Below are 24,818 nucleotides of genomic sequence, written 5' to 3' on the forward strand. Positions count from 1 at the left end.
GCGGGGCCCTGCCGAAGACCGCGACAGGTGCCCGAAGCCTCTGCCCGACCGCCGCTCCACCAGACCGAATTCAGCCCCTCGCCCTGGCTGGAACACCCACAAAAACAAATCACTAGGCGGGTTTCCCGAGGATTTATGGTGCGTTGCCGCATCAATCCTTGTTGCAATGCACAATCCGCATGGCTGATGTGCAGAAATCGCTCTTTTTTTCACGAACCGAAAAAACTATCTCTTGGTCATCGAATTGAGGCGCCGCACCGGACTGAACCGGACACGCGCCAGACGCTGTGAGAGACGACAATGTTTGACACCCTGACCCGCAAGTACCGCAACTGGAAGACGTACCAGACCACGGTGTCCGAGCTTTCCCGTCTTTCCACCCGTGAGCTCGACGATCTCGGCATCGCACGCGGCGACATTCACTTCATCGCCCGTCGCGCCAGCCGATAAACGATCACGACCAAGGAGATAGACCTCCTCCCCTATCTCCTTTCGTGTCCCGGAAGGGCATCCTCCTCCCAGCCCTTTCCGGAAATTGCGTCGCCCGCCGGTTCTCCTCCCTCCGGCGGGCGATCGCATTTTTTAAAGCCCCCCGATGCCGTGTCCGTGTCTGACGCGGGAGGCCACCCGCCTCCCCGGCCAATGGTGTTTCAGGGGTCGTTCGCCCTGCGGTAAGCGCAGGTCGGACATGCCGCTTTCGCGCGTTACAAACGCCGCGAATGCTCCCATATGACAACGAACGAAACGCAGTGCAGCGCAGCAATCGCCGCGCCGGCCCGTTTCGCTCCTTTTCCAACGACAAGGGCTCAGGCCCAGAACAAAAGTGATGGAGACGCTCCAATGATCAACAACATCGTTCGCAAGTACCAGTCCTGGCAGAAGTATCGTCGCACGTATGACGAGCTGTCCCGCCTTTCCAACCGCGAGCTCGCCGATCTCGGCATCGGCCGCGGCGACATTCAGTTCATCGCCCGCACCCACACCCGCTAAAGCGGCGACGAGCCGACCAGAACAACCTGGTCGGGGGACGAAAGTCCCGATGCGGCGGACCTGATAAAAAAAGCGCCAACCGGTTGACCGGCTGGCGCTTTTTTCGTTTACGCAGGGAATTCCGGGCTTTATCGCGCCCACCTGCGGCATTGCACCGCACCTAATCGTGCTGCATTGCACCAAAAGCGGGGCAGCTATGCGATAGATGCACTGGCATCTTTGCCAAGACTCCCCCATATCAGGGTCAACGAGACGGGCACTCCTCCTCCCAGCCCGTCGCGTTACCGGTCAGCTTACCTCCTCCCAGGCTGACCACCTATAATGAACGCCCACCGGACCTCCTCCCCCGGTGGGCGTTTGTTTTTCTGCCCCCCCATTTCCGAACAGTCTTCCGATCACCAGCCACAGCGCATGCCGCGCGCGGCTGTCCACGCGTGCATTTCCGGCAACTCCGGATGCAGGTTTTCGAAAAACTGTCGGGAAAGGACGCGGAATTGTCGCAGACGCGGACCGGCACGGGCGATGGCCGCGCGGTCGGACTATTCGTCCCGCCGGGGCGCGGTCATGTCCAGATATGCCCGCTCCATGTCGGCGCTGCGGCGGGCGACGGTGGCGTTCGCCTCAAAGCTGCGCTCGGCCGACAGCATGTCGATCATGGCGCTGGCCATGTCGGGCGAGAACTGCACGCCGGGAGGCCCTCCGGCGAGGGGAGCGGCCCCGCCCGCAGGCGGGGATTGCGGCGCACCCGAGGGCGCGGAGGACACGGCATTGCCGGCCTCGGCGCCGCTGGCGACGATCTGCCGGGCGGACGATTCGAACCGTTTCTGAGCGCCGAGCATACCGGCAAGGGACGTGGTCAGGGCGGACATGGGCAAATGCTAGGCTCCCCGGCTTAACGAAACCTCTCCCGGACGCCGCGGATTCGAACGGTTCGGCGTTTCCCGGCGCGCAAACCGGCAGGCGCGGGCTGACAGCAAGGCGCACCGGGCCCATAGTCGACATCAGGACCGCATCCCATATGAGGTCGGGCGCGCCGCCTTCCGGGGCCGCCCGCCGACCGCAATCAAGCCTTGAGAGACCCTTCATGAGCGATACCGCCACGGACAACCCGCTTCTGCGCGACTGGAACGGCCCCTTCGGCCTGCCGCCCTTCGCGGAGATCGAGACCTGGCACTACGAGCCGGCCTTCGAGGCGGCGCTCGCCAGCGCGCGTGCCGAGGTCGACGCCATCGCCGCGAACCCCGAGCCCGCGACCTTCGACAACACCATCGCTGCGATGGAGCTTGCCGGTCGCGACCTGACCCGCGTCGCCTCGGTGTTCTTCAATCTCGCCGGCAGCCACACCTCGGCCGACCTGCAGCGCATCGAGCGCGACATCGCACCGAAACTCGCGCGCCATTCCAGCCAGACCCTGCTCAACCAGGACCTCTATGCCCGTGTCGCCGCGCTCTGGGAGGCCCGCGCGACATCCGGCCTCGACGCCGAGGCGGCCCGTGTGCTCGAGCGCTACCATCTGATGTTCACCCGGGCGGGCGCCGCTCTCGACGAGGCGGGCCGCACCCGCATGGCCGAGATCACCCAGGAACTCGCCGTTCTGGGCACCCGCTTCTCGCAGAACGTGCTGGCCGACGAGGCCGGCTTCCAGCTTCTGCTGGAGACGGAGGAGGACCTCGCCGGCCTTCCCTCCTTCCTGCGCCAGGCGGCGGCGGAGGCGGCAAGCGAGCGTGGCCATGCGGGCAAGCATGTGATCACGCTGTCGCGCTCGCTGATCGAGCCCTTCCTGCAGTTCTCGACCCGCCGCGACCTGCGCGAGATCGCCTTCAACGGCTGGATCCGGCGCGGCGAGAACGCTGGCGACACGGACAACCGCGAGGTGATCGCCGAGATCCTGCGGCTGCGGCGCGAGCGCGCCGAGTTGCTCGGCTTCGCGGATTTCGCCAGCTACAAGCTCGACGACACGATGGCCGGCACGCCGGAGGCCGTGCGCGACCTGCTGACGACCGTGTGGACGCCGGCCGTCGCCCAGGCCAAGCGCGAGGCAGCCGCGCTCCAGGCACTGGCCGCCGAGATCGGCGACAACGTAACGATCGCCCCCTGGGACTGGCGCTTCTACGCCGAGAAGCTGCGCCTGCGCGACCATGCGCTCGACGAGGCGGAGCTGAAGCCCTATTTCCAGCTCGAACGCATCATCGAGGCGGCCTTCGACACCGCGCAGCGGCTCTTCGGACTGAATTTTCGCCAGGTCGAGGGGCTCGGCCTCTACCATCCGGATGTGCGCGCCTTCGAGGTGACGGGCGCCGACGGGGCGCATGTCGGCCTCTTTCTCGGTGACTATTTCAACCGCTCGACCAAGCGCAGTGGCGCCTGGATGAGCGCTTTTCGCCGTCAGCAGAAGCTCGGTGGCGACATCCGCCCGATCATTGTCAACGTGATGAACTTCGCCAAGGCGCCGAAGGGCGAGCCGACGCTGCTCACCTTCGACGACGCGCGCACGCTGTTCCACGAGTTCGGCCACGCGCTGCACGGGCTTCTGTCGGACGTGACCTATCCGATGATCTCCGGCACCTCGGTCTCGCGCGACTTCGTCGAACTCCCCTCCCAGCTCTACGAGCACTGGCTGTCGGAGCCGGAGGTGCTGTCGCGCTTTGCCGTCCACGTGGAAACGGGCAAGCCGATGCCGGCCGAGCTGATGGAGCGGGTCCTGGCGGCGCGCAACTTCAACCAGGGCTTCTCGACGGTGGAATATCTGGCCTCGGCCATTTTCGATCTCGACGTGCACAGCCGCAAGGGCGCGGAAAGGGTCGAGGTGGCGGAGCTGGAGACGCAGACGCTGTCGCGGCTCGGCATGCCGGACGAAATCGTCATGCGCCATCGGCCGACCCACTTCGCCCATGTGTTCTCGGGCGACGGCTACTCGGCCGGCTACTACAGCTACATGTGGTCGGAGGTGATGGACGCGGATGCCTTCACCGCCTTCGAGGAGACGGGCGACATCTTCAACGCGGATCTGGCGCGCCGGCTGCGCGAGGCGATCTATTCGGCCGGCGGCCGGCAGGATCCCAAGGACGCCTATGTGGCGTTTCGCGGCGCGCTGCCGGACGCAAGCGCGCTGCTGAGGAAACGCGGCTTCGTGTGAGGCACGGCGGTTCGCCGCGCTCAGGGGACGCAAAAAAGCAGGGGACGCGAAAAAGCGGCGGCGCGGAACATCCGCGCCGCCAGCCCAAATCAGATGAACTCGACCTTGCCGGTGGCGATGTCATAGAGCGCGCCGACAACCTTGACCTTGCCGGCCGCAACCGCCTCGGACACGATGGGCGTCGCCGCCTTCAGCTTCTCTACGTTGTAGAGCACGTTCTGGCGGGTCGCAGCGTCGAGCGGATTGGCGGGCTTTTCGGCAAGCGCCTTCTCGACGCCCGGCTTCAGCGCGTCGACCAGCTCCGGCAGATGCCCCGGCAGCTCGGTGCCATTCTCAACGACGTCGATCGTGGCAGCAACGGCGCCGCAGTTGCTGTGACCGAGCACGACGAGCAGCGGAATGCCAAGCACGGCGACGCCATACTCGATGCTCGCCAGGCCGCTCACATCGACGAAATTGCCGGCAACCCGCATGACGAAGAGCTCGCCCGGGCCCTGGTCGAAGACCAGCTCGGGGCCGACGCGCGAATCGGCGCAGGACAGCAGGCCGGCGAAGGGATACTGAGCGCCGGCGCGCGCGGCGCGGCCGACCGAGAAATCGGCGTTTCGCGGCGCGCTCGTGACATAGCGGCCGTTGCCCTCGACAAGCCGCTGCAGCGCCTCATCGGGGGAAATGTCGTTCGGAGCCGGCGCCGTTTCCTGTGCCGCGGCTGCGCCGGGCAACATGAAGCCACCGACGAAGGCGGTGGAGGCGGCGGCGGCGCCGAGACCGAACAGGCCGCGACGCGACAGGTTGAGCTGATGATCGTCACACATTCCTGGTTCTCACTTCTCAAGCGACCGTCGACCGGGGCCAACGACGCGACAAACACACTCGCGGCTTCGGGAAAGCGAAAGCACGCACTCGGGACGGAAAATCTACGTCCCACAGCACATGCGCTATCCGTTTTCCGCAATCGCCAAGGAGAAAATAACACCGAACCGAGGATTCGAACGAGAAAACAGGCTTTGCCTCAACGGTAAGCGGCGGACTGGTAAATGAAAAACCTCAACAATGTCAAAATGCAAGGCCTGACCCGGCACGCAAGACTATCTCGGGCGCGTTGCACCCCACCGATTGTGCCCCGGCCTCACGCCTCTGCCAGATGGCCCTCGACATAGGGCGCGAAGCTGCGCCAGCATTCCAGAGCGAAGCGTGTCTCCGTGCAGCGCCAGAGCACGATCTCGGCCTTTGTGAAGAGTGTGCGCGACACCGTCCCGGGTGCGAAGGCCTCCGGCGAAAGATCCAGGAAGACATGGGAATTGAGGAGCTCGACCGCCCCTTCGCCCTCGATCAGCAGCGCGACGTTGCGCTCCGAAACATCCACCAGAGAATGGGGCGTGCCGTCGAGTGCCGTGGCGCTCTCGGCGGCAAGCGCCCGCGCCAGTGCGTCGACCGCCCCGGGCTCGGGCTCGGCCGGTCGGGCAAGGAGAAGCCATTCATCCGGCCCCTGCCAGAGCGCGGCGCGCGCGCCGACGACATTGCTACCGAGCGGGTGCATCGGCAGCGACGCGCCAAAGGCGGCTCCCGCCTTGCCGGCGGCGGCGGCCCCGCCGCGAAAGACGAACCGCACCAGCGGCGCGGCGCGCGAGACGGTGACCGAGGCGCCCGAGAGCGTCTGCCGCCCGATCAGCGGCGCGCCGGGAACGGCTTCGTGAAACATCGCGTCAGGCATTGAGCCGGCCTCCTTGCGGGTCGACGAAGACGGGAGACACCACCTCGACGGCGATCGCGCCGCCGGGCATCGGCACATGCAACGTCTCGCCCAGACGTGCACGGCCATCGGCAACCATGGCAAGGGCGATGGGCCCTCCGGCGGCGTGGGAATGGTAGGACGACGTCACATGGCCGAGCGCCGGCGTTCCGGTGGCCGGCGCGGCCTCCTGCGTCACCTGCGCCCCCTCCTCCAGCAGCGCGCGACCGCCCTTTGTCAGCAGCCCCACCATCTGCTTGCGCCCTTCGGCAAGGATATCGGGGCGGGCAAGAGAGCGCTTGCCGACGAAATCGGGCTTCTTGCGACCGATGGCCCAGGACATGCCGACATCGTCCGGCGTCACGGTGCCGTCGGTCTCCTGGCCGACAATGATGTAGCCCTTCTCGGCGCGCAGGACGTGCATCGCCTCCGTGCCATAGGCGCAACCGCCGAGCTTCTCGACATTGGCGAAGACCGCCAGCCAGACCGCCCGGGCCCGCGAGGGGGGCACGTTGATCTCGAAGCCCATTTCGCCGGTGAAGCTCATGCGGAACAGCCGGCAGGGAATGCCGCCCATGACGTGGCCCTCGCGCACCGACATGTGCGGCATGGCCTCGCTCGACAGGTCGATGTCGTCGACAAGCGGGGCAATGGCCTCGCGCGCCTTCGGCCCCTGCACGGCGATCACCGCCCATTGCTCGCTTGTCGAGGTCAGCCAGACATCGAGATCCGGCCATTCGGTCTGGAGGTAGTCTTCCATGTGGGCGAGCACGCGCGGCGCGCCGCCCGTCGTCGTCGTGACGTGGAACCGGTCCGGCGCGATGCGGCCGACGACGCCGTCGTCCATGATGAAGCCGGCCTCGTTGAGCATCAGCCCGTAGCGCAGCCGGCCGACGCCGAGCTTCTTCCAGGGATTGGTGTAGATGCGCTCGAGGAACTCGGCCGCATCCGCCCCGACCACCTCGATCTTGCCGAGTGTCGTGGCATCGAAGATGCCGACGCTCTCGCGCACCGTGCGGCACTCGCGCAGGACCGCCTGGTGCATGTCCTCGCCCGCCTTGGGGAAATACCAGGCGCGCTTCCACAGCGACACGTCCTCGAAAGCCGCGCCCTGTTCCTGCGCCCAGTCATGGATCGGCGTCCTGCGCACCGGATCGAAGAGATCACCGCGCGAGGTCGTCGCCAGCGTGCCGAAGGTGACCGGCGTGTAAGGTTGGCGGAAGGTGGTGAGACCGACCGTGGGAAGCGCCTGCCCGAGCTCCGTCGAGGCGATGGCGAGCGCGTTCATGTTGGACAGCCGCCCCTGGTCGGTGGCCATGCCCGTCGTCGTGTAGCGCTTGATGTGCTCGATGGAGTGCATGCCCTCGCGCACGGCAAGCTTCACATCCTTGGCCGTGACGTCATTCTGGAAGTCGACGAAGGCGCGCACCCGCGCCGCGTCGCGGTCGTGCGGCACGGCGCCGAGCCACCAGCCGGCGCAGGCCGGCGCGCCGGTTGCCGTGAACACCGGCGCCTCCGTCGCCACGCCGGTGGCCGACGTCGCCGCGGCCGCGCCGGCGGCCGCGCCCGAGGCAAGCACGGCGGCAAGACCGTCGACACCGGCGGCGGAGCCGGCTGAGCGATGGCCCGAGGCCGGGTCAAGCGGCAGGAACGCGCCGCGTTCCGCGTCATAGGAGAGCTTGCCGCGCGCCTGCGAGTGCAGCGAGATGTTCGGCGTCCATCCGCCGGACATGAGCAGCGTGTCGCAGGCGATCTCGCCGGCGGCCGTGACCCGACCGTCGGCGCGCAGACGTCCGAGCAGCACGCCCTTGACGCGGGCACGGCCGACAACGCCGGTCACGGAACAGGCAAGCTCCGTCCGGATCCCGGCCTCGCGCGCCGCCGCGACAAGCGCGGCATCGACCTCCTGCCTGAGATCGAGGATGGCGACGACATTGCCGCCGAGCGCCTGCAGCTCGAGCCCCGCGCGCCAGGCACTGTCGCAGGCCGCGAAAACGGTGATCGCCGCGCCCGGCAGCACGCCATAGCGGTTGGCATAGATGCGCGCTGCCTCCGCCATCATCACGCCCGGACGGTCGTTTTCCGGGAAGACGAGCGGGCGCTCGATGGCCCCGGTGGCGAACACGATCTCGCGGGCGCGCACCTGCCACAACCGCTCGCGCGGCGCAGCCTCGTCCGGCGTCTCGAGATGGTCGGAGAGCCTCTCCGCGAGAGCCACGAAATTGTGGTTGAAACAACCGAAGACGGTGGTGCGGACAAGCAGCGTGACACGCGGATTGTCGCGCAGTTCGGCAAGCGCGTCCGTCACCCAGGCAGGCCCAGGACGGCCCTCGACCATGGCGCCGGTGTCGTGCAGCAGCGAGCCGCCAGCCTCCGCCTGCTCGTCGGCGACAATGACCCGCGCGCCGGCCCGCGCCGCGGCAAGTGCCGCAACGAGGCCAGCTGGACCGGCACCGGCGACAAGCACGTCGCAATGGGCATAACGGTTGGCGTAGCGGTCGCTGTCACCGGCTGTCGGTGCGCGGCCGAGACCGGCGGCGGCGCGGATCAGCGGCTCATAGACCCTGTTCCAGAAGCTCTTCGGCCACATGAAGGTCTTGTAGTAGAAGCCGGCGACGAAGACGGGCGCGAGCAGGTCGTTGACCGCGCCGATGTCGACGGACAGCGTGGGCCAGCGGTTCTGGCTCTCGGCGACAAGGCCCTCGTGGATCTCGACCTGGGTCGCCCTGAGGTTCGGCGTCATCTGGCCCCGGGCGGCGGCTTCCGCCGATTTCGCCACCCCGACCAGCGCGTTGGGCTCCTCGGAGCCCGCCGTCAGGATGCCGCGCGGGCGGTGGTACTTGAACGAGCGGCCAACCAGGTGGATGCCGTTGGCAAGCAGCGCGGAGGCGAGCGTGTCGCCGGCGCATCCCTGCAGGCGGCGGCCGTCGAAGGTGAAGGACACCGGCCGGGTGCTGTCGGTCCGGCCCTTGCCGGGAAGGCGGAAGGACTGGCTCATCGCGCGCCCTCCCCGGCCTGTGCCGCGCGCGCCAGCGCCTCCATGTCGGGACGCGGCTCGCCAGCCTTGTAGATGGCGAGGAAGCGGTCACTCACCGTGTCGCGCACGGCATTGAAGAAGCGGCCGCAGCCATGCAGGTGGCGCCAGCGCTCGGCGTGCAGCCCCTTCGGGTTCGAGCGCATGTAGAGGAACTCCGCCCACTGCTCGTCGGTGAGCGCGGAAGGATCGCCGGGGCGGGCGACATGCGCCTCGCCGGCACAGTGGAACTCGATCTCCGGACGGTCGACGCCGCAATAGGGACAGGGGATCAACAGCATGGCGGCTCCTCAGATCCTCGTCTTGGCGGCGGCGGTCGCCGCGTCGCCGGTGTTCGGCGTGCCGGAGGGCTCGATCAGCATGAGATGGGTCTCGACCTCGGCGACCGGGCAGTGCTCGACGCCCTTCGGCACGACGAACAACTCGCCCGGGCCGAGCGTCACGTCGCCCTCGCGCATGCGAATGGTGAGCCGGCCGGACAGCACCAGAAAGAAATCATCCGTCTCCGCATGCTCATGCCAGACGAACTCGCCCTGGACCTTGACCACCATCAGGTCGTGGCCGTTGAAGGCGCCGACGATCTTCGGCGACCAGTGCTCGGTGAACAGCGAGAGCTTCTCGGCGAGATTGACGGGCTGGCTGGTCATGAAAACCCTCAGTGGGCGACGGCGGCGGCGGCCGCCTCGTCGATGAGCCGGCCGGTGCGGAACCGATCCAGCGTGAAGGGGGCGTTGATCGGGTGCGGCTCGTCGCGCGCGATCGTGTGGGCGAAGACATGGCCCGAGCCCGGCGTCGCCTTGAAGCCGCCGGTGCCCCAGCCGCAATTGACGTAAAGGCCGGGGACGGGCGTCTTCGCGATGATCGGCGAGCGGTCCGGCGTCACGTCGACGATGCCGCCCCAGTTGCGCAGCATCCGCATGCGGCGGAACTGGGGAAAGAGCTCGCAGATCGCATCGACCGTATGCGTGGTGATCTGCAGGCCGCCGGTCTGGCTGTAGGAGACATACTGGTCCGTGCCCGCGCCGATGACCAGCTCGCCCTTGTCGGACTGGGAAATATAGGCATGGACCGTGTTCGACATGACCACGCAGGGAAAGCACGGCTTGACCGGCTCGGACACGAGCGCCTGCAGCGGATAGGACTCCAGCGGCATGCGCTGGCCGGCCATGTCCATGACGACGGATGTGTGGCCGGCCGCAACGACGCCGACCTTTCGGGCTCCGATGAAGCCGCGCGAGGTCTCGACCCCCTCCACCGCGCCATCGGCGCCGCGGCGGATGCCCGTGACGGCGCAGTTCTGGATGATGTCGACGCCGAGCCGGTCGGCCCCGCGCGCGTAGCCCCAGGCCACCGCGTCGTGGCGGGCGACGCCGGCCTTGCGCTGCAGTGCCGCGCCCATCACCGGATAGCGGATGTTGCGCTCGATGTTGAGCGGCGGGCAGAAGGCCTTTGCCTCCTGCGCGCTCAGCCATTCGTTCTGCACGCCCGCCAGCCGGTTGGCGTGAACGTGGCGCTTGAACACCTGCACGTCATGCACCGTATGGGCGAGCATCATCACACCGCGCGCGGAATACATGACGTTGTAGTTGAGTTCCTGGGAGAGGCCCTGCCACAGGTCCATGGCGTGGTCGTAGAGCCCCTCGCTCTCCTCCCACAGGTAGTTGGAGCGCACGATGGTGGTGTTGCGCCCGGTGTTGCCGCCGCCGAGCCAGCCTTTTTCGAGCACCGCCACGTTGCGGATGCCGTGCTGGCTGGCAAGGTAATAGGCGGTGGCGAGCCCGTGGCCGCCCGCCCCGATGATGATCACATCATAGGCGGGTTTCGGCTCTGCCTGACGCCACTGGCGTCCCCAGTCCTGATGAGCGTTGAACGCCTTGAGCGCCAGATCCCAGAAGGAGAAGCGTGTCATGTGGTCCTCTCGCGCCCGACGGTCCCGTCGACGGCGTGGCCCGCACGCGCGCCGGGCGATGCCGTCCCTCGTGTTGTGCCGCCGATCCGGTGTCCAGGCTTGCCGAAAAACGACATCCCGGCGAGGCTTTGCGTCGCATCGGCGGCAGCGCGCAACCTCACGGCCGGCTCAGGCGCGACGCATCAGCCGCGCGACGCCGAGCAGGAGCACCCCGGTCCAGCCGGCAATCATCAGCCCGCCGCCCGTCGGCGCCGCCATCGGGAAGATCCGGTGGTCGACAAGCACCCGCATGGTGACGTCGCCGCAGAACAGCGAAACCCCGAGCGTGAGCAGGATCACCGTCAGCGGCAAAAGGAAGCGCGGGCCGGTGCCGTGCAGGGCCGCCAGCGCAAGAAACACCGGCGCATGGAAGAGCAGCATCTGGGCAGAGGTCAACAACCGCTCGCCGTCGGGCAGATGCGCCGCCATCGCCATCAGCGCCACGCCCAGACCGCCGGCCAGACCGCCGATGACGATCGCCGCGCCGCAGGCCTTGTCGGAGCCGAGAGACTCGGCAGGATCCGTATCGCTCATGATTTTCTAGATGCTCCTGAGGGTCACGTCGGCGGCGGACCAGTTGCCCGGCCAAACCTCGGCGCCACCGGCACGCAGCTTGCGGATCTCGCCGACCGGCACATCCGCGACGAGGAAGGGTTCGGATCCGTCCTCACCGTCGGTCGCGGCGATCTCGCCGCCGATGCCCGTGTAACCGAGCGTCGGCTCGCAGGGAAGGAACAGTGACGCACCGGAAACATTGGACGCCGGCTGGGTCGCCCCCTCGGCAACGCCGACGGCACCGCACACGGCAACCGCCGCCATCAGCTCCACGGCCCGCGCGCGGGCGCAACCGAAGACGCGCGAATAGCCGGCGAGATTGGAGGTCATCGACGGCACGACCAGAAGATCCGGCGCATTGCGCGCCAGCAGGCACGACAGCGCCGGCATTTCCACGTCGAGGCAGATCAGCACCGCCATCTTCAGCCCGGCGAACTCGAAGACGGCGAGATCCGTGCCAGGCGTCAGCAGCCAGCTCTCGGGATCAAGCTCGAAGGGGGTGAGCGCCAGCTTGTCGTGCACGATGCGTCGTCCGTCGGGCAGAAGCACCAGCGCACGGTTGAAAAAGCCGCCCTTGCCGTCTGGCCAGGGCATGGACCCGGCAACGAGGGCGACCTGGTGGCGGGCGACCAGCGCCTCAAGCGACGGCAGGATCCGCTCTCCCTCCTCCGCCATGAAGGCGAGCTCGCCGGTGACCGGAAGATCGGCCGGCTTCCAGGCGAGACAGGCCTCGCTCAGATATTCGGGAAGCACGAGAAGGCGTGCGCCCTCCTCCCTGGCGCGGGTCAACCGCGCATCGATCCCGGCGACGAAGGCGGCGGGCGTGGAGCCACCGCTCGCCAGGTTGAAGGCACAAAGAGCAATCCGGAAAGCGCCGGAGGCAGGTTCTGTCATGGAGGAAACACCGGTCTGGATCATTGCGGAATGCAGCGCGAAAGACTGGACAAAAGACGGGGCAAAAGACTGGGCGGAATGCTGGCGCGGGCGGGCCCGCAATGCAAGTGCCTCGGCCGCTTGTCCATCAGCCGCGACCACGCGCCACGCCGAGGGCAGATGCCGAAAGGCCGCACGGACGCCCCCGCACCGGGTGCCGCGGCCTTGCGAATCGGGCCGACACCAAGTTGAATATCATGAAGATGTGAAAGTTCGCCGGGCAATAAACGCGTTCACGCTGCAAACGCGGTCTGCGTCAGCGCATGAAAAGGCAAGAGCGCGACGAGACAGGCGGGATCAGGCCGAAACGGCCGTTTTCCGATCAGTCCTGGGTGGAAATGATCTTCGCCGCCATCAGCAGGCTGGCAAGGATGAGACCGGCGCGCAGCGGCGTCACCGGAGGCGCGCGCTTTTCCACGGCGCCCACGACACCATTGGCCTGAAGCCGGCGCAGGGCGCGTTCGGCATTATCGGCAGCGCCGTCGACATCCGCCATCAGCCGGCGGAGCTGTGCCCGTGGAGACATCATCCAATCCCTTGTCATCATCCGCCATCACGTTAGCGCTCGACCGGTTTCGCCTTCCTTAACGGGAGAGGCAGTTCCTGCCGGGTTGGCCAAGAGAGGGCAGATTGTGCCGGGCGGAGAGCCTCCGCCCGGATCAGGGAAAAACAATGGCGCCGCGACGGGCTGCGCTCAGCTCGCGGCCTTGACGTAACGGCCGGGCGCGTCCTCGATGATCTTCATCCGGTGCGCGCCGGGCTTGCGCGCCTTCACCGTGGTGTCGTCGAGGGAGCGGATCCAGCTGTCCCAATGCGGCCACCAGGAGCCGGGATGCTCCTCCGCCTGCGCAATCCAGTCATCCAGCACGCCCTTCGGGCGCGGCCCCGTCCAGAATTGGTACTTGTTGCGGGACGGCGGATTGACGACGCCGGCGATGTGGCCGGAGCCGGAGAGCACATATTCGACCGGCCCGCCGAAGAACTGGGAGCCGACGAAGACCGACAGCGGTGGCGCGATATGGTCCTCGCGGGTGGCAAGATTGTAGATCGGGATCGTCACCTTGCCGAGATCGAGCCTCTCGCCGGCAATCTCCATCGTGCCCTGGGTCAGCCGGTTTTCGAGGTAGCAGTTGCGCAGGTAGAACGAGTGGTTCGCCGCCGGCATGCGCGTGGAATCGGAATTCCAGAACAGCAGGTCGAAGGGAAACGGCTCGCGCCCCTTCAGGTAGTTGTTGACCACATAGGGCCAGATCAGATCGTTGGAGCGCAGCAGGTTGAAGGCCGAGGCCATCCTCGAGCCGTCCAGATAGCCCTTCTCGACCATCTGGCGCTCGAGCGCCTCAATCTGCTCTTCGTCGACGAAGACCTTGAGATCGCCGGCATGGGTGAAATCGACCTGCGTGGTGAAGAAGGTCGCGCTCTTGATGCGCGTATCGCCCACCGCCGCCATGTAGGCGAGCGTCACCGAGAGAAGCGTGCCGCCGACGCAATAGCCGATGGCGTTGACCTCTTCGGTCCTGGTGGCGCGCTTGATCACGTCGAGCGTCTCCAGCACGCCCTCGCGCATGTAGTGCTCGAAGCTCTTGCGCATCTGGCGCTCGTCCGGGTTCACCCAGGAGATGACGAACACCGTATGGCCCTGCTCCACCGCCCAACGGATGAAGGATTTCTCGGGGTTGAGGTCGAGAATGTAGAACTTGTTGATCCACGGCGGCACGATCATCAGCGGACGCTTCAGAACCGTCTCCGTCACCGGCGTGTACTGGATCACCTGGCAGACGTCGTTCTCGGCGATCACCTTGCCCGGCGTCATTCCGAGATTCTCGCCCACCTTGAACTTGCCCAGGTCGGACTGGCGGATCTTCAACTCGCCCTTGCCGGCGGCGATGTCCTCGGCCAGCAGCTTCATGCCGCGCACGAGGTTCTCGCCGTTGGATTCCAGCGTCTCGCGCAGGAGTTCGGGGTTGGTGAGCACGAAGTTCGACGGCGACAGCGCGTTCGCGATCTGCTTGACGTAGAAATCCGCCTTGTGGCGGGTGTGCTCGTCGAGATCTGCGGCCTCGACCACCATCTCCTCGGCCCATCGGGAGGTGATCAGGTAGAGCTGCTTGACGAAATCGAAGAACTGGTTGTCGTTCCACTCCGGATCGCCGAAGCGCTTGTCGCGCGGGTCGGGGGAAATCGCCGGATCGACCGTTTCTCCCATCATCCGCTTGAGCGACGAGTTCCACAGGCTCATGTAACCGGTCCAAAGACGGCTCTGCGCCTCGATCGCGCGCTGCGGATCGGACATCCAGAACTCGCCCACCTGGCCGAGCGTCTTGAAGATGACACTCATCTCGTCGGCGAGGCCGGACTTGATCTCGCCCTTCTCGCGCGGTTCCACATAGGCGGCCATCGCCTTGCCGGCATTCTCCACCACACGGGCGAGGTTGTGGGCGAAGGCCTCCGGGTTCTTGACGATATACTGAAGCAGCGGATTGGGCGTCTGGTCCGTCATTCCCGCAAATCCCCCCTTTTTATGGCGACTGGGGCCTTCTGGCCGCGTCCCGAAACACCTGTATTGGAGCCGGTCCCACTTCCCGGCATAATAGCACTTCGTGACGCACGACTGACAAGTTGGACAACGCGCCTACAATGTCGTACGTCCTGCGGGGCACGCAAGGCGTGCACATGCGAAAGTTCGGGACGAACCGGAAAAGACGCTGATGCGATTGCAAGGACTGGCTCTGGCGACCTGCATGGCCGCGCTTCTGGGCGGATGCGCCTATGCGCCCTCGGGAACTCTGATCGACGCGCTCGAGCCCACATCCACCGCAGCAACACCCCTTCCCGACGGCACAGGCGTCGCGGCGACGCCGACGACCGCCGCCCCTTCCGCCTATGCCGCCCCCCGCGACCTTCTGACGCCCCCGCGCAACGGCACATCGGCCGCCGCCGCCATCGCCGCCGGCACGGCGCGCGCGCCCGGCAGCCTGCTGAGCGCGGACGAGGCCGCCGCGCAGCGCAACAGCCTCGTCAGCATCGCCCGTTCGCGCGGTGGACCCGCAGGTCCCGGCGCCTCCATGACGGCCGGCCAGCTCGAGGAGCTGCGCGCGACCCATGGCAACGCGGCCATCCGCGAGATCGAGGCAGCAGCAGGCGATTGACGGCCGCCCTCGTGGCGGCGGCGCGCCGCCGGCCTGTCGAAGCCGCGGCGGCGACAGGAGAGGCCTTTTTTGAGATGGATTTCACCCTTTTTGCCGATGCGCGGACACGGTCCTGCTGGTATATGCCCGCAAGCCCCGGTCAGGACAGTCGCGTGACGATACCGGCTTGCGGGACCCCTTCGCCTTGAGGAATGAGCCAATGGAAGAGTTCTATCAGACGCGGCGCCTGCCGCCCTATGTCTTCGAACAGGTAAACCGGCTCAAGGCAAAGGCACGCGCAGGTGGCGCCGACATCATCGACCTGGGCATGGGCAACCCCGACCTGCCGACGCCCAAGCATATCGTCGAAAAGCTCGTCGAGACCGTGCAGGATCCGCGCACCCACCGCTATTCGGCCTCCAAGGGCATTCCGGGACTGCGACGCGCGCAAGCCGGCTATTACGAGCGCCGTTTCGGCGTGAAGCTCAACCCGGAAACGCAGGTGGTCGCCACCCTCGGCTCCAAGGAAGGCTTCGCCAACATGGCGCAGGCGATTTCCGCGCCCGGCGACGTGGTGCTGGTGCCGAATCCGAGCTACCCGATCCACGCCTTCGGCTTTCTGATGGCCGGGGCGGTCCTGCGCGCCATTCCGGCGGAGCCCGGACCGGAGGTGTTCCACGCGCTGGAGCGTGCGCTCATCCACTCGGTGCCCAAGCCGATCGCCATGATCCTGTGCTACCCGGCCAACCCGACCGCCTATGTGGCCGATATCGAGTTCTACCGGGACGTGGTCGCCTTCGCGAAGAAGCACGACATCTTCGTGCTGTCCGACCTGGCCTATTCGGAAATCTATTTCGGCGAGACGCCGCCGCCCTCGATCCTGCAGGTGCCGGGCGCCATCGACGTGGCGGTCGAGTTCACCTCGCTGTCGAAGACCTTCTCCATGCCCGGCTGGCGCATGGGCTTCGCCGTCGGCAACGAGCGGCTGATCTCGGCGCTCGCCCGGGTCAAGTCGTATCTCGATTACGGCGCCTTCACGCCGATCCAGGTGGCCGCGACCGCAGCCCTGAACGGGCCCGACGACTGCATCGTCGCCGCGCGTTCGGTCTACCGCAAGCGCCGCGACGCGCTGGTTGACGCCTTTGGCCGCGCCGGCTTCCCGGTGCCCGCGCCCGAGGCCAGCATGTTCGCCTGGGCGCCAATCCCGGAGAAATTCCGCCATCTGGGATCCGTCGAATTCGCCAAGCTGCTCATCGAGCATGCCGACGTCGCCGTGGCGCCAGGCCTCGGCTTCGGCGAGTATGGCGACACCCACGTACGCATCGCGCTGGTGGAAAACGAACAGCGCATCCGCCAGGCGGCACGCAACCTGCGCCGTTTCCTTGAAACCGCGGACGAAAAATTGCACAACGTGATCCCCATCGGGGCCAAGGGCTGACACCTCGGCCGGCCCTGCCCGCTTGCAAACGGAATGCGATCTTCATGAAACCTGAACTGCGCGTCGGCGTCGCCGGCCTCGGTACGGTTGGCGCCTCGATGGTGCGCCAGTTGCAGAAGAAGTCGAACGCCTTCGCGGCGCGCTGCGGCCGCACGGTGCGTGTGGCCGCGGTCAGCGCGCGAACGCGCGGCCGCGACAGGGGGATCGACCTCGCCGATGTCACCTGGTTCGACGACCCGGCGGCGCTCGCCGCCGCGCCGGACATCGACGTCTTCGTGGAACTGATCGGCGGCGACAGCGGCCCGGCCGAGGACAGCGTGCGCGCAGCCCTTGCCGCGGGCAAGCATGTGGTCACCGCCAACAAGGCGCTGCTCGCCCGCCACGGCGTCGAGCTGGCGCGCCTCGCCGAGGACAACGGCGTCAGCCTCTCCTTCGAGGCGGCCGTCGCCGGCGGCATCCCGATCGTCAAGACCATGCGCGAGTCCATGGCCGGCAACGACGTGTCGCGGGTCTATGGCATCCTCAACGGCACTTGCAATTACATCCTGACGCGCATGGAGCAGGACGGGCTCGACTTCGCCGCCTGCCTCGCCGAGGCGCAGCGGCTCGGCTACGCCGAGGCCGACCCGACCTTCGACATCGAGGGCAACGACACCGCCCACAAGCTGGCGATCCTGACCTCGCTCGCCTTCGGCTGCGAGATCGACGTCGACGCCATCTATCTCGAGGGCATCGCCTCGATCACCAGCGCCGATATCCAGGCCGCCGACGAACTCGGCTACCGGATCAAGCTGCTGGGCGTCGCGCAGCGCACCGACACCGGCATCGAGCAGCGCGTGCACCCGACGATGGTTCCCAAGACCTCCGCCATCGCCCGTATCGACGGCGTGCTCAACGCCGTCGCGATCGACGCCGATGTCGTCGGCGAGGTGGTGCTGGCGGGACCGGGCGCGGGCGGAAACGCCACCGCCTCGGCGGTGCTTGCCGATGTCGCCGACATCGCCCGCGACATCCGCGTGCCGGTGCTCGGCCAGCCGGTCGCGGGTCTGGCGCCCTACAAGGCGGCGGGCATGCGCATGCACGAAGGCGGCTACTACATCCGCCTGGCGGTCTATGACCGGCCCGGCGCCTTCGCCGAAATCGCGCGGATCATGGCCGTCGAAAGCATCTCGCTTGAATCGATCATGCAGCGCGACCGCGCCGGCGCCAAGGCAGGCGAGGCCGGTGCCCCGCAGCCTGTCACACTCATCACCTATGAAACCACCGAGGCGGCCGTGAAGCGGGCGCTGGCGACGATTTCCGCGCAGAACGTCATCGCCGGCACCCCGCAGATGATCCGTATCGAGAAACTCGCCTGATCCCTTCTCCATCCCCTTTCGAGGAAATCCGATGTCCACCTCCGCCGCCGCCGAAAACAGTGACGTTCTCGACCGTATCCTGACCCTCGAGCTCGCCCGCGTGACGGAGCGTGCCGCGGTCGCCGCCGCGCGCCTGCGCGGACGCGGCGACGAGAAGGCCGCCGATCAGGCCGCCGTCGACGCCATGCGGCGCGAACTGAACTGCCTGCCGATCGACGGCACCGTCGTCATCGGCGAGGGCGAGCGCGACGAAGCGCCGATGCTCTACATCGGCGAGACGGTCGGCACCGGCGACGGTCCGGCGGTGGACATCGCGCTCGACCCGCTCGAGGGCACGACGATCTGCGCCAAGAACCTGCCGAACTCGCTGGCCGTCATCGCCATGGCACCGAAGGGCGGGCTGCTCAACGCGCCGGACAGCTACATGGAAAAGATCGCCATCGGCCCGGGCTACCCCGCCGGCCTGGTCGATCTCGACGCCTCCGTCTCCGACAACGTCAACGCGCTGGCCAAGGCCAAGGGCGTGCCGCTCGCCGAGATCACGGTCTGCGTGCTCGACCGTCCGCGCCATGCCCGCATCATCGAGGAACTGCGCGCCACCGGCGTCTCGATCCGCCTGATCGGCGACGGCGACGTGGCCGGCGTGATCCACACGACCGACCCGGACGAGACCGGCATCGATCTCTACATGGGCATCGGCGGCGCACCGGAAGGCGTGCTGGCGGCAGCCGCGCTGCGCTGCATCGGCGGCCAGATGCAGGGCCGTCTCGTGATCACCCGCGACGAGCAGGTCGAGCGCGCCTACCGCATGGGCATCGACGACATCAAGCGCAAGTACACGATGGAAGAGATGGCGACCGGCGACGTGCTCTTCGCCGCCACGGGCGTCACCGACGGCAACTTCCTCCAGGGCGTGCGCTTCGGACGGAACGACGTGACCACCCACACCGTGGTCATGCGCTCCACCACTGGCACGGTGCGCTACATCAAGGCGCGCCACACCCATGTCGAGAAGTTCCTGCTGGACTGATCGGCTGAAGGAAAACGTGGCAAGCGAGGACCGCATGGCGGGACCGGAGGCAGCAGACGACGAGGGGGCCCGCACGGTCCTCGGCGTCGGCCGTTCGGTCGGCGAGCGCATCTGGCGCGAGCGGCCCTCGCGCCAGCAGGCGACGACGGCGCTTGCCATGGCGCAGCGCCTCGGCCTGCCGGAGATCGTCTCGCGCGTGCTCGCCGCGCGCGGGGTCGGCCTTGACGAGGCGGAAGGCTTCCTCGATCCGACGATCAAGGCGCTGATGCCGGATCCCTCGACGCTGACCGACATGGACGCGGCGGTCGCCCGCGTCGCCGACGCGGTGACCGCCGGCGACAGGATCGCCATCTTCGGCGACTACGATGTCGACGGCGCCACCTCCTCCGCCCTGCTGTCGCGCTATCTCTCGGCCATCGGCGCGGCCTCGCGCATCCACATTCCCGACCGCATCATCGAGGGCTATGGCCCCAACGGCCCGGCGATCCGCATGCTGCGGGAGGATGGCGCCGGCCTGCTCGTCTGCGTCGACTGCGGCAGCGTCTCCTTCGAGGCCTTCGCCGAGGCACGCGCCGTCGGTCTCGACGTGGTCGTCCTCGACCACCACCAGGTCGGCGAGGAGCTTCCCGAGACACGCGGCCTCGTCAATCCGAACCGGCAGGACGATCTTTCCGGCCTCGGTCATCTCGCCGCCGTCGGCGTGACCTTTCTCTTCGTCGTCGGCCTCAACCGCGAACTGCGGCGGCGCGGTGCGTTCCGGGGACGGCGCGAGCCGGATCTGCTGGCGCTGCTCGATCTTGCCGCCGTCGGCACGGTCTGCGACGTGGTGCCGCTCAAGGGGCTGAACCGCGCCTTCGTGCGCAAGGGCCTGCTGGCGCTGCACGCGCGCGCCAACTGCGGCCTCGCAGCGCTGTCCGATGTCGCCCGCGTCAACGGGCCGGCCTCGCCCTATCACCTGGGCTTCCTGATCGGCCCGCGCATCAACGCGGGCGGGCGCATCGGCGATGCAGCGCTCGGCGCGCGGCTGCTGACCACCGACGACATGGACGAGGCGCGCGGCATCGCCGAAACGCTCGACCGGCTCAACGCCGAACGTCAGGCGATCGAGGCCGACATGCTGCTGGAGGGCGACGCACAGGCCTTCGCCGCGACCCAGTCAAACGATCCCGCCGTGCTGCTCACCGGTTCCGACGGCTGGCATCCCGGCGTCGTCGGCCTCGTCGCCTCACGGCTGAAGGAGCGTTACCGGCGCCCGGCCTTCGCCATCGCCTATGACGCCGACGGCAAGGGTACGGGCTCGGGCCGCTCCATTCCCGGCGTCGACCTCGGCGCGGCGGTGCGCAAGGCGGTGGCCGAAGGCATCCTGGAAAAGGGCGGCGGCCACGCGATGGCCGCGGGTCTCACCGTGCGGCGCGACAGGACACAGGACCTGACTGCGTTCCTCGACGCGGAACTGGGAACCGCCGTCGAGGCGGCACGGCTGTCGAATGAACTGAAGATCGACGGCGCGCTGACGGCGAGTGCCGCCACGGTGAGCCTGATCAAGGAGCTGGAACGGGCCGGTCCCTTCGGCGCGGGCCATTCCGAACCGGTTTTCGCACTTCCCAGCCACCGGGTGAAATTCGCCGACACGGTCGGCAACGGTCACATTCGCCTGACACTGGGCGACGGCGGTGGTGGCAGCCTCAAGGCCATCGCCTTCAAGGCCGCGGACACGCCGCTCGGGGCCTTCCTTCTCGAGAAGCGCGGCGAGCCCGTGCATGTGGCCGGATCGCTGTCGCTGGACACCTGGCAGGGTCGGGAGACGCCGCAGTTGCGCATCCTCGACGCCGCCGATCCGCGCAAGACGCGGATCTGAGCCGACAGCCTAAAGACATGCTTCACCACGTCGGGGGCGCGCGCATGGAACACGACGGCGCGATGGGGTAGGATCGCGTTCCCCCGGAGGAGGAACCGGGGGCCGAGCCGAAAGACCAGGTCCATGACGCTACACCAAGAAGACAACGGCAGCGCTCCCCGCCCGGCGCGATATGCCGCCTACAGGCCGATCAAGCCCGGCAGCGCCGGGCTCCTTGGGATGGACAGCGAGACCTGGCACCGGCACGCCAGCGGCTGGAGCGTGTGGACGCGCTTCGCCACTCTGCCCTTCCTCTATCTGGCGCTGTGGTCGCATGCCTGGCTCGGCTGGCCGGCGGCACTTGGCCTGCTCGCGCTGGTGGCCGTGTGGCTGTGGATCAATCCGCGCCTGTTCCCGCCGCCGCGCCGCTTCGACACCTGGCACGCGCGCGCCACCTTCGGCGAGCGCGTCTGGCTCAACCGGCTCGTGGTGCCGATCCCGGCCGGTGACAACCGCCGCGCCATGGCGCTGTCACTGGTCACCGGCGTCGGCTTCTTCCTTGGCGTCTGGGGTGCGCTCTCGACCAACCTGCCCGCGCTGGTCGCCGGCACGGTGCTCACCTACGCGGGCAAGATGGCCTTTCTCGCCGTCATGGCGAAGCTCTACGACCGGATGCGCGATGCGCACCCGGTCTACCGCTCGTGGAGCGTCGTTCCCGACAATGACAACAGGACCCGCGACGCCAAGCGCCGGCGCACTGGCTCCTGAGGCTTATCAGGCCGCCGCGGCCATCCGCGTCAGCACCTTGTCGAAGCGTTCCAGCGCCCAGTCGACCTCGTCGCGCGTGACGACCAGCGGCGGGGCGATGCGGATGGTGTGATCGTGGGTGTCCTTAGCCAGGATCCCCTCATTGCGCAGATCCTCGCAGAACCGCCGTGCGCCGCCGGCTTCCGGGTGCAGCTCGACGGCGATCATCAGGCCGCGCCCGCGCACCTCCTTCACCGCATTCGACCGGATCCGCGACAGGCCCTCGCGGAAGTAGGTCCCCTGCTCGGCCGAGTTCTCGATCATGCCCTCATCGACCAGCACCTTCAGCGCCATGCGCGCCACCGCGCAGGCCAGCGGGTTGCCGCCGAAGGTCGAGCCGTGCTCGCCGGGCTTCAGCACGCCCAGGACCTCGGAATTGGAAAGAACGGCCGAGACCGGATAGAAGCCGCCCGACAGCGCCTTGCCGATCAGCGTCACATCGGCCTCGATGCCCTCGTGTTCCTCCGCCAGAAGCCGGCCGGTACGCCCGAGCCCGGTCTGGATCTCATCCAGGATCAGCGTGACGTTGCGGGCCGTGCAAAGCTCGCGAACACGGGTGAAATAGCCGGCAGGCGGAATGAGAATGCCGGCCTCGCCCTGGATCGGCTCGACCAGGAAGGCAACGGTGTTCTCCGTCACCGCCTCTTCCAGCGCCGCATAGTCGCCAAAGGGAACGACGCGGAAGCCGGGAGCGAAGGGGCCGAAGCCGGCGCGTGCCGTCGGGTCCGTGGAAAAGCCGACGATGCCGAGGGTGCGGCCGTGGAAATTGTTGGAGCAGACGATGATCTCCGCCTTGTTCTCCGGCACGCCCTTGACCTCGTACCCCCACTTGCGCACCGCCTTGACGGCGCTCTCGACCGCCTCTGCGCCGGAGTTCATCGGCAGGATCTTGTGCGCCCCGGTGAGCTCCGCCAGATCCTCGTAGAAGCCGGCGAGCTGGTCGTTGCGAAAGGCGCGGGAGGTGAGCGTCAGCTTGCCCGCCTGCTCGGTCATGGCCTTGAGGATGCGCGGGTGGCAATGGCCCTGGTTGACCGCCGAATAGGCGGCGAGGCAATCGAGGTAGCGACGCCCCTCGACATCGTGCAGCCAGGCGCCCTCGCCCCGCTCGATGACAACGTCGATGGGCTTGTAGTTGTGCGCTCCGAGCCTGTGTTCGGCGGCAATGAAATCTTCGGGAAGGCGGCTCATCGGCGTATCTCCGCTGGGGTTTAGGGAAAGGGTCAGGCGAAGGCCTGTGTCGGCCGGTCCATCACGTCCTGGCCGAAGAGGCTTGCAACCAGTTCGGCAAGGGCGATGGCGCTGCGGCCGCGCTCGTCGAGAAAGGGGTTGAGCTCGACCACGTCGAGCGAGACGGTGACGCCAGCGTCCTCCAGAAGCTCCATCACCAGATGAGCCTCGCGGTAGGTGGCGCCGCCGGGAACCGTGGTTCCCACGCCCGGAGCAACGTCGGGATCGAGGAAATCAACATCAAGCGATACATGAAGAACACCGTTCTCATGCTTGATACGCCTGATGAAGTCCCGAATGAGAATCGACACGCCATTCTCGTCGATCTGGCGCATGTCATGCACCGTGACGCCGCGAGCGCGCAGCAGCTTGCGCTCCTGCGGATCGATGGAGCGGGCGCCGAAGACGCAGATCCGCTCCGGCGACACGGGCGCGAGGCGGTCAGGCTCCGCCATCATCGGCAGCAGCTCCGTCTCGCCGGCGGCCAGCGCCAGCGACATGCCGTGCATGTTGCCGGAGGGCGAGATCATCGGCGTGTTGAAGTCCGCGTGGGCGTCGAGCCAGAGAACGAAGAGCGGGCGCCCCTGCTCATGCCAGTGGCGCGCGACGCCGGTGACCGAACCCATGGAGAGCGAATGGTCGCCGCCCAGAAAGACCGGAACCATGCCCTCGCGGGCCAGCCCGTAGGCCGCGTCATGCAACGGACGCACCCAGCCGGCAACCGTCTCGGGCAGATAGGCGCGGCCGGGGAAATGCAGCGGCGCGATCTCGCCCGGCGGAATGGGCGCGATGTCGCCACGGTCGGAAACCTGCCAGCCGAGCGCTTCGAGCCGGGCGGCAAGCTCGGCCACGCGCAGGGCCGCAGGCCCCATCGCCGCGCCGCGTCGGCCGGTTCCGGCTTCGACCGGCACGCCGAGAAGTGCGATCGGGCGGGTTCTGTCGGTGGTCATCTGCTCATCCTTTCGGGCTGTCCCGCCAGGCAACGACCCGACGCATGGACGAAACGCCAGAGACTGGCGGGTCGTTCCACGTCAGGGCGCCCAGAGCAGAGGATGCAACGCCAGCCGGATGACGAATAGTTGGAAAAGTGTCGATATGATCGTAAGATAACGCAATCTGAAAAGCAAAATTGATCAATATGTAAGGCCAGAACCGACAATGGACGATCTCGACCGCAAGCTGATCGCCCTGCTTCGTCACGATGCACGGCTGCCGGTGGCAAGCCTGGCGGGCGAGCTTCGCGTCTCGCGGGCGACCGTCAAGGCGCGCATCGACCGGCTTGTCGCCGCCGGCGTCATCCTCGGCTTCACCGTGCAGCTTGGCAGCGACCAGGCCGCCGCCGGCGTGCGGGCAGTGATGATGGTGGAGGTGGAGGGCCACCGGACGGAAACCATCGCACGGCGGCTCCAGGGGTTCCCGGAGGTGCGCGCGCTGCATTCCACCAACGGGCGCTGGGACCTCGTTGCCGAGCTGGAGACGGAGACGCTCGCCGACTTCGACCGGCTTCTGTCCTCGATCCGCCTCGTCGACGGCATCGCCGCCTCGGAGACGAGCATCCTGCTCGCCACCCGCAAGGGCTGAGGGCGACGTGCGGCAGACCGACAGGCTCCACCCCGCCTTCCGTGCCGCCAAACGCAAAACGGCCCGCCAGTTGGCGGGCCGTTT

General features: G+C 67.5%; 23 protein-coding genes. 10 read left to right on the forward strand and 13 right to left on the reverse strand.

Features of this window, described 5'->3' with window-relative positions:
* Positions 1-300 precede the first annotated feature (300 nt).
* Together ACSLUQ_RS07515 and ACSLUQ_RS07520 are read left to right on the forward strand one after the other, a co-directional pair.
* Complete coding sequence (locus ACSLUQ_RS07515; protein WP_417774258.1) at positions 301-450, forward strand: DUF1127 domain-containing protein; 150 nt, start codon at positions 301-303, stop codon at positions 448-450.
* Between the two features lie 390 nt (positions 451-840).
* The gene (locus tag ACSLUQ_RS07520) at positions 841-990 is read left to right on the forward strand and encodes a DUF1127 domain-containing protein (protein WP_417774257.1); all 150 of its coding nucleotides are present in this window, start codon (positions 841-843) and stop codon (positions 988-990) included.
* A gap of 539 nt (positions 991-1,529) precedes the next feature.
* Here the strand turns inward: ACSLUQ_RS07520 and ACSLUQ_RS07525 are convergent.
* Positions 1,530-1,859: a flagellar basal body rod protein FlgC gene (locus tag ACSLUQ_RS07525; RefSeq protein ID WP_417774256.1), complete on the reverse strand. Its 330-nt coding sequence runs from the start codon at positions 1,857-1,859 to the stop codon at positions 1,530-1,532.
* Between the two features lie 215 nt (positions 1,860-2,074).
* Here ACSLUQ_RS07525 and ACSLUQ_RS07530 point away from each other — a divergent pair, with 215 nt between their 5' ends.
* Positions 2,075-4,126, forward strand: coding sequence for a M3 family metallopeptidase (locus ACSLUQ_RS07530; protein ID WP_461808155.1), 2,052 nt, complete (start codon positions 2,075-2,077; stop codon positions 4,124-4,126).
* A gap of 89 nt (positions 4,127-4,215) precedes the next feature.
* Here ACSLUQ_RS07530 and ACSLUQ_RS07535 read toward each other — a convergent pair whose 3' ends face one another.
* From ACSLUQ_RS07535 to ACSLUQ_RS07580, 10 genes are all read right to left on the reverse strand, one after another.
* Positions 4,216-4,941: a carbonic anhydrase gene (locus ACSLUQ_RS07535; protein WP_417774254.1), complete on the reverse strand. Its 726-nt coding sequence runs from the start codon at positions 4,939-4,941 to the stop codon at positions 4,216-4,218.
* 314 nt (positions 4,942-5,255) lie between these two features.
* Complete coding sequence (locus tag ACSLUQ_RS07540; RefSeq protein ID WP_461808156.1) at positions 5,256-5,840, reverse strand: sarcosine oxidase subunit gamma; 585 nt, start codon at positions 5,838-5,840, stop codon at positions 5,256-5,258.
* Positions 5,833-8,856, reverse strand: coding sequence for a sarcosine oxidase subunit alpha family protein (locus ACSLUQ_RS07545; protein WP_461808157.1), 3,024 nt, complete (start codon positions 8,854-8,856; stop codon positions 5,833-5,835). The genes ACSLUQ_RS07540 and ACSLUQ_RS07545 overlap by 8 nt, the downstream gene beginning before the upstream one ends.
* Positions 8,853-9,173: a sarcosine oxidase subunit delta gene (locus tag ACSLUQ_RS07550; RefSeq protein ID WP_417774499.1), complete on the reverse strand. Its 321-nt coding sequence runs from the start codon at positions 9,171-9,173 to the stop codon at positions 8,853-8,855. The genes ACSLUQ_RS07545 and ACSLUQ_RS07550 overlap by 4 nt, the downstream gene beginning before the upstream one ends.
* A gap of 9 nt (positions 9,174-9,182) precedes the next feature.
* Positions 9,183-9,539: a cupin domain-containing protein gene (locus ACSLUQ_RS07555; RefSeq protein WP_417774498.1), complete on the reverse strand. Its 357-nt coding sequence runs from the start codon at positions 9,537-9,539 to the stop codon at positions 9,183-9,185.
* An 8-nt stretch (positions 9,540-9,547) separates the two neighbouring features.
* Positions 9,548-10,801: a sarcosine oxidase subunit beta family protein gene (locus tag ACSLUQ_RS07560; RefSeq protein WP_417774497.1), complete on the reverse strand. Its 1,254-nt coding sequence runs from the start codon at positions 10,799-10,801 to the stop codon at positions 9,548-9,550.
* A 168-nt stretch (positions 10,802-10,969) separates the two neighbouring features.
* Positions 10,970-11,374, reverse strand: a complete 405-nt coding sequence (locus tag ACSLUQ_RS07565) for a DUF423 domain-containing protein (protein ID WP_461808158.1) — start codon at positions 11,372-11,374, stop codon at positions 10,970-10,972.
* A 6-nt stretch (positions 11,375-11,380) separates the two neighbouring features.
* Complete coding sequence (locus tag ACSLUQ_RS07570; protein ID WP_461808159.1) at positions 11,381-12,289, reverse strand: nitrilase-related carbon-nitrogen hydrolase; 909 nt, start codon at positions 12,287-12,289, stop codon at positions 11,381-11,383.
* A 361-nt stretch (positions 12,290-12,650) separates the two neighbouring features.
* Entirely contained in the window at positions 12,651-12,854 is a 204-nt protein-coding gene (locus tag ACSLUQ_RS07575; protein WP_417774494.1) for a hypothetical protein, read from the reverse strand.
* Positions 12,855-13,022: 168 nt separating this feature from the next.
* Entirely contained in the window at positions 13,023-14,828 is a 1,806-nt protein-coding gene (locus tag ACSLUQ_RS07580; RefSeq protein WP_461808160.1) for a PHA/PHB synthase family protein, read from the reverse strand.
* A gap of 208 nt (positions 14,829-15,036) precedes the next feature.
* Here ACSLUQ_RS07580 and ACSLUQ_RS07585 point away from each other — a divergent pair, with 208 nt between their 5' ends.
* The 6 genes from ACSLUQ_RS07585 to ACSLUQ_RS07610 all read left to right on the forward strand — a co-directional run bounded on the left by ACSLUQ_RS07585 (position 15,037) and on the right by ACSLUQ_RS07610 (position 21,887).
* On the forward strand, positions 15,037-15,477 hold the full coding sequence (locus tag ACSLUQ_RS07585; protein ID WP_461808161.1) for a hypothetical protein: 441 nt from the start codon (positions 15,037-15,039) through the stop codon (positions 15,475-15,477).
* Positions 15,478-15,676: 199 nt separating this feature from the next.
* Positions 15,677-16,894, forward strand: coding sequence for an LL-diaminopimelate aminotransferase (locus ACSLUQ_RS07590; RefSeq protein ID WP_417774491.1), 1,218 nt, complete (start codon positions 15,677-15,679; stop codon positions 16,892-16,894).
* Between the two features lie 44 nt (positions 16,895-16,938).
* A complete protein-coding gene (locus ACSLUQ_RS07595; protein ID WP_461808162.1) occupies positions 16,939-18,252 on the forward strand; it encodes a homoserine dehydrogenase in 1,314 nt (437 codons plus the stop codon).
* A 31-nt stretch (positions 18,253-18,283) separates the two neighbouring features.
* Positions 18,284-19,282, forward strand: coding sequence for a class II fructose-bisphosphatase (glpX, locus tag ACSLUQ_RS07600; protein WP_461808163.1), 999 nt, complete (start codon positions 18,284-18,286; stop codon positions 19,280-19,282).
* A gap of 34 nt (positions 19,283-19,316) precedes the next feature.
* Entirely contained in the window at positions 19,317-21,140 is a 1,824-nt protein-coding gene (recJ, locus tag ACSLUQ_RS07605; RefSeq protein ID WP_461808481.1) for a single-stranded-DNA-specific exonuclease RecJ, read from the forward strand.
* 123 nt (positions 21,141-21,263) lie between these two features.
* Complete coding sequence (locus ACSLUQ_RS07610) at positions 21,264-21,887, forward strand: DUF6653 family protein (protein WP_461808164.1); 624 nt, start codon at positions 21,264-21,266, stop codon at positions 21,885-21,887.
* A 6-nt stretch (positions 21,888-21,893) separates the two neighbouring features.
* On the opposite strand, the gene rocD is transcribed toward ACSLUQ_RS07610, so the two are convergent.
* Both rocD and rocF read right to left on the reverse strand, forming a co-directional pair.
* Positions 21,894-23,114, reverse strand: coding sequence for an ornithine--oxo-acid transaminase (rocD, locus tag ACSLUQ_RS07615; RefSeq protein WP_417774476.1), 1,221 nt, complete (start codon positions 23,112-23,114; stop codon positions 21,894-21,896).
* Positions 23,115-23,146: 32 nt separating this feature from the next.
* Positions 23,147-24,103: an arginase gene (rocF, locus tag ACSLUQ_RS07620; protein ID WP_417774475.1), complete on the reverse strand. Its 957-nt coding sequence runs from the start codon at positions 24,101-24,103 to the stop codon at positions 23,147-23,149.
* 208 nt (positions 24,104-24,311) lie between these two features.
* Between rocF and ACSLUQ_RS07625 the strand changes: the two genes are divergently transcribed.
* Positions 24,312-24,734, forward strand: coding sequence for an Lrp/AsnC family transcriptional regulator (locus tag ACSLUQ_RS07625; protein ID WP_417774474.1), 423 nt, complete (start codon positions 24,312-24,314; stop codon positions 24,732-24,734).
* Positions 24,735-24,818: the final 84 nt, after the last annotated feature.

It is taken from the genome of Stappia sp. ICDLI1TA098, assembly GCF_054880955.1.

Coding starts and splice junctions, on each gene's coding strand:
- ACSLUQ_RS07590 (WP_417774491.1), top strand. CDS start 15,677: ATGGAAGAGTTCTATCAGACGCGGCGCCTGCCGCCCTATGTCTTCGAA.
- glpX (WP_461808163.1), top strand. CDS start 18,284: ATGTCCACCTCCGCCGCCGCCGAAAACAGTGACGTTCTCGACCGTATC.
- rocD (WP_417774476.1), bottom strand. CDS start 23,114: ATGAGCCGCCTTCCCGAAGATTTCATTGCCGCCGAACACAGGCTCGGA.
- ACSLUQ_RS07580 (WP_461808160.1), bottom strand. CDS start 14,828: ATGACGGACCAGACGCCCAATCCGCTGCTTCAGTATATCGTCAAGAAC.
- ACSLUQ_RS07550 (WP_417774499.1), bottom strand. CDS start 9,173: ATGCTGTTGATCCCCTGTCCCTATTGCGGCGTCGACCGTCCGGAGATC.
- ACSLUQ_RS07540 (WP_461808156.1), bottom strand. CDS start 5,840: ATGCCTGACGCGATGTTTCACGAAGCCGTTCCCGGCGCGCCGCTGATC.
- ACSLUQ_RS07530 (WP_461808155.1), top strand. CDS start 2,075: ATGAGCGATACCGCCACGGACAACCCGCTTCTGCGCGACTGGAACGGC.
- ACSLUQ_RS07555 (WP_417774498.1), bottom strand. CDS start 9,539: ATGACCAGCCAGCCCGTCAATCTCGCCGAGAAGCTCTCGCTGTTCACC.
- ACSLUQ_RS07515 (WP_417774258.1), top strand. CDS start 301: ATGTTTGACACCCTGACCCGCAAGTACCGCAACTGGAAGACGTACCAG.
- ACSLUQ_RS07560 (WP_417774497.1), bottom strand. CDS start 10,801: ATGACACGCTTCTCCTTCTGGGATCTGGCGCTCAAGGCGTTCAACGCT.
- ACSLUQ_RS07565 (WP_461808158.1), bottom strand. CDS start 11,374: ATGAGCGATACGGATCCTGCCGAGTCTCTCGGCTCCGACAAGGCCTGC.
- ACSLUQ_RS07535 (WP_417774254.1), bottom strand. CDS start 4,941: ATGTGTGACGATCATCAGCTCAACCTGTCGCGTCGCGGCCTGTTCGGT.
- ACSLUQ_RS07610 (WP_461808164.1), top strand. CDS start 21,264: ATGACGCTACACCAAGAAGACAACGGCAGCGCTCCCCGCCCGGCGCGA.
- rocF (WP_417774475.1), bottom strand. CDS start 24,103: ATGACCACCGACAGAACCCGCCCGATCGCACTTCTCGGCGTGCCGGTC.
- ACSLUQ_RS07570 (WP_461808159.1), bottom strand. CDS start 12,289: ATGACAGAACCTGCCTCCGGCGCTTTCCGGATTGCTCTTTGTGCCTTC.
- ACSLUQ_RS07545 (WP_461808157.1), bottom strand. CDS start 8,856: ATGAGCCAGTCCTTCCGCCTTCCCGGCAAGGGCCGGACCGACAGCACC.
- ACSLUQ_RS07625 (WP_417774474.1), top strand. CDS start 24,312: ATGGACGATCTCGACCGCAAGCTGATCGCCCTGCTTCGTCACGATGCA.
- ACSLUQ_RS07595 (WP_461808162.1), top strand. CDS start 16,939: ATGAAACCTGAACTGCGCGTCGGCGTCGCCGGCCTCGGTACGGTTGGC.
- recJ (WP_461808481.1), top strand. CDS start 19,317: ATGGCGGGACCGGAGGCAGCAGACGACGAGGGGGCCCGCACGGTCCTC.
- ACSLUQ_RS07520 (WP_417774257.1), top strand. CDS start 841: ATGATCAACAACATCGTTCGCAAGTACCAGTCCTGGCAGAAGTATCGT.
- ACSLUQ_RS07525 (WP_417774256.1), bottom strand. CDS start 1,859: ATGTCCGCCCTGACCACGTCCCTTGCCGGTATGCTCGGCGCTCAGAAA.
- ACSLUQ_RS07585 (WP_461808161.1), top strand. CDS start 15,037: ATGCGATTGCAAGGACTGGCTCTGGCGACCTGCATGGCCGCGCTTCTG.
- ACSLUQ_RS07575 (WP_417774494.1), bottom strand. CDS start 12,854: ATGTCTCCACGGGCACAGCTCCGCCGGCTGATGGCGGATGTCGACGGC.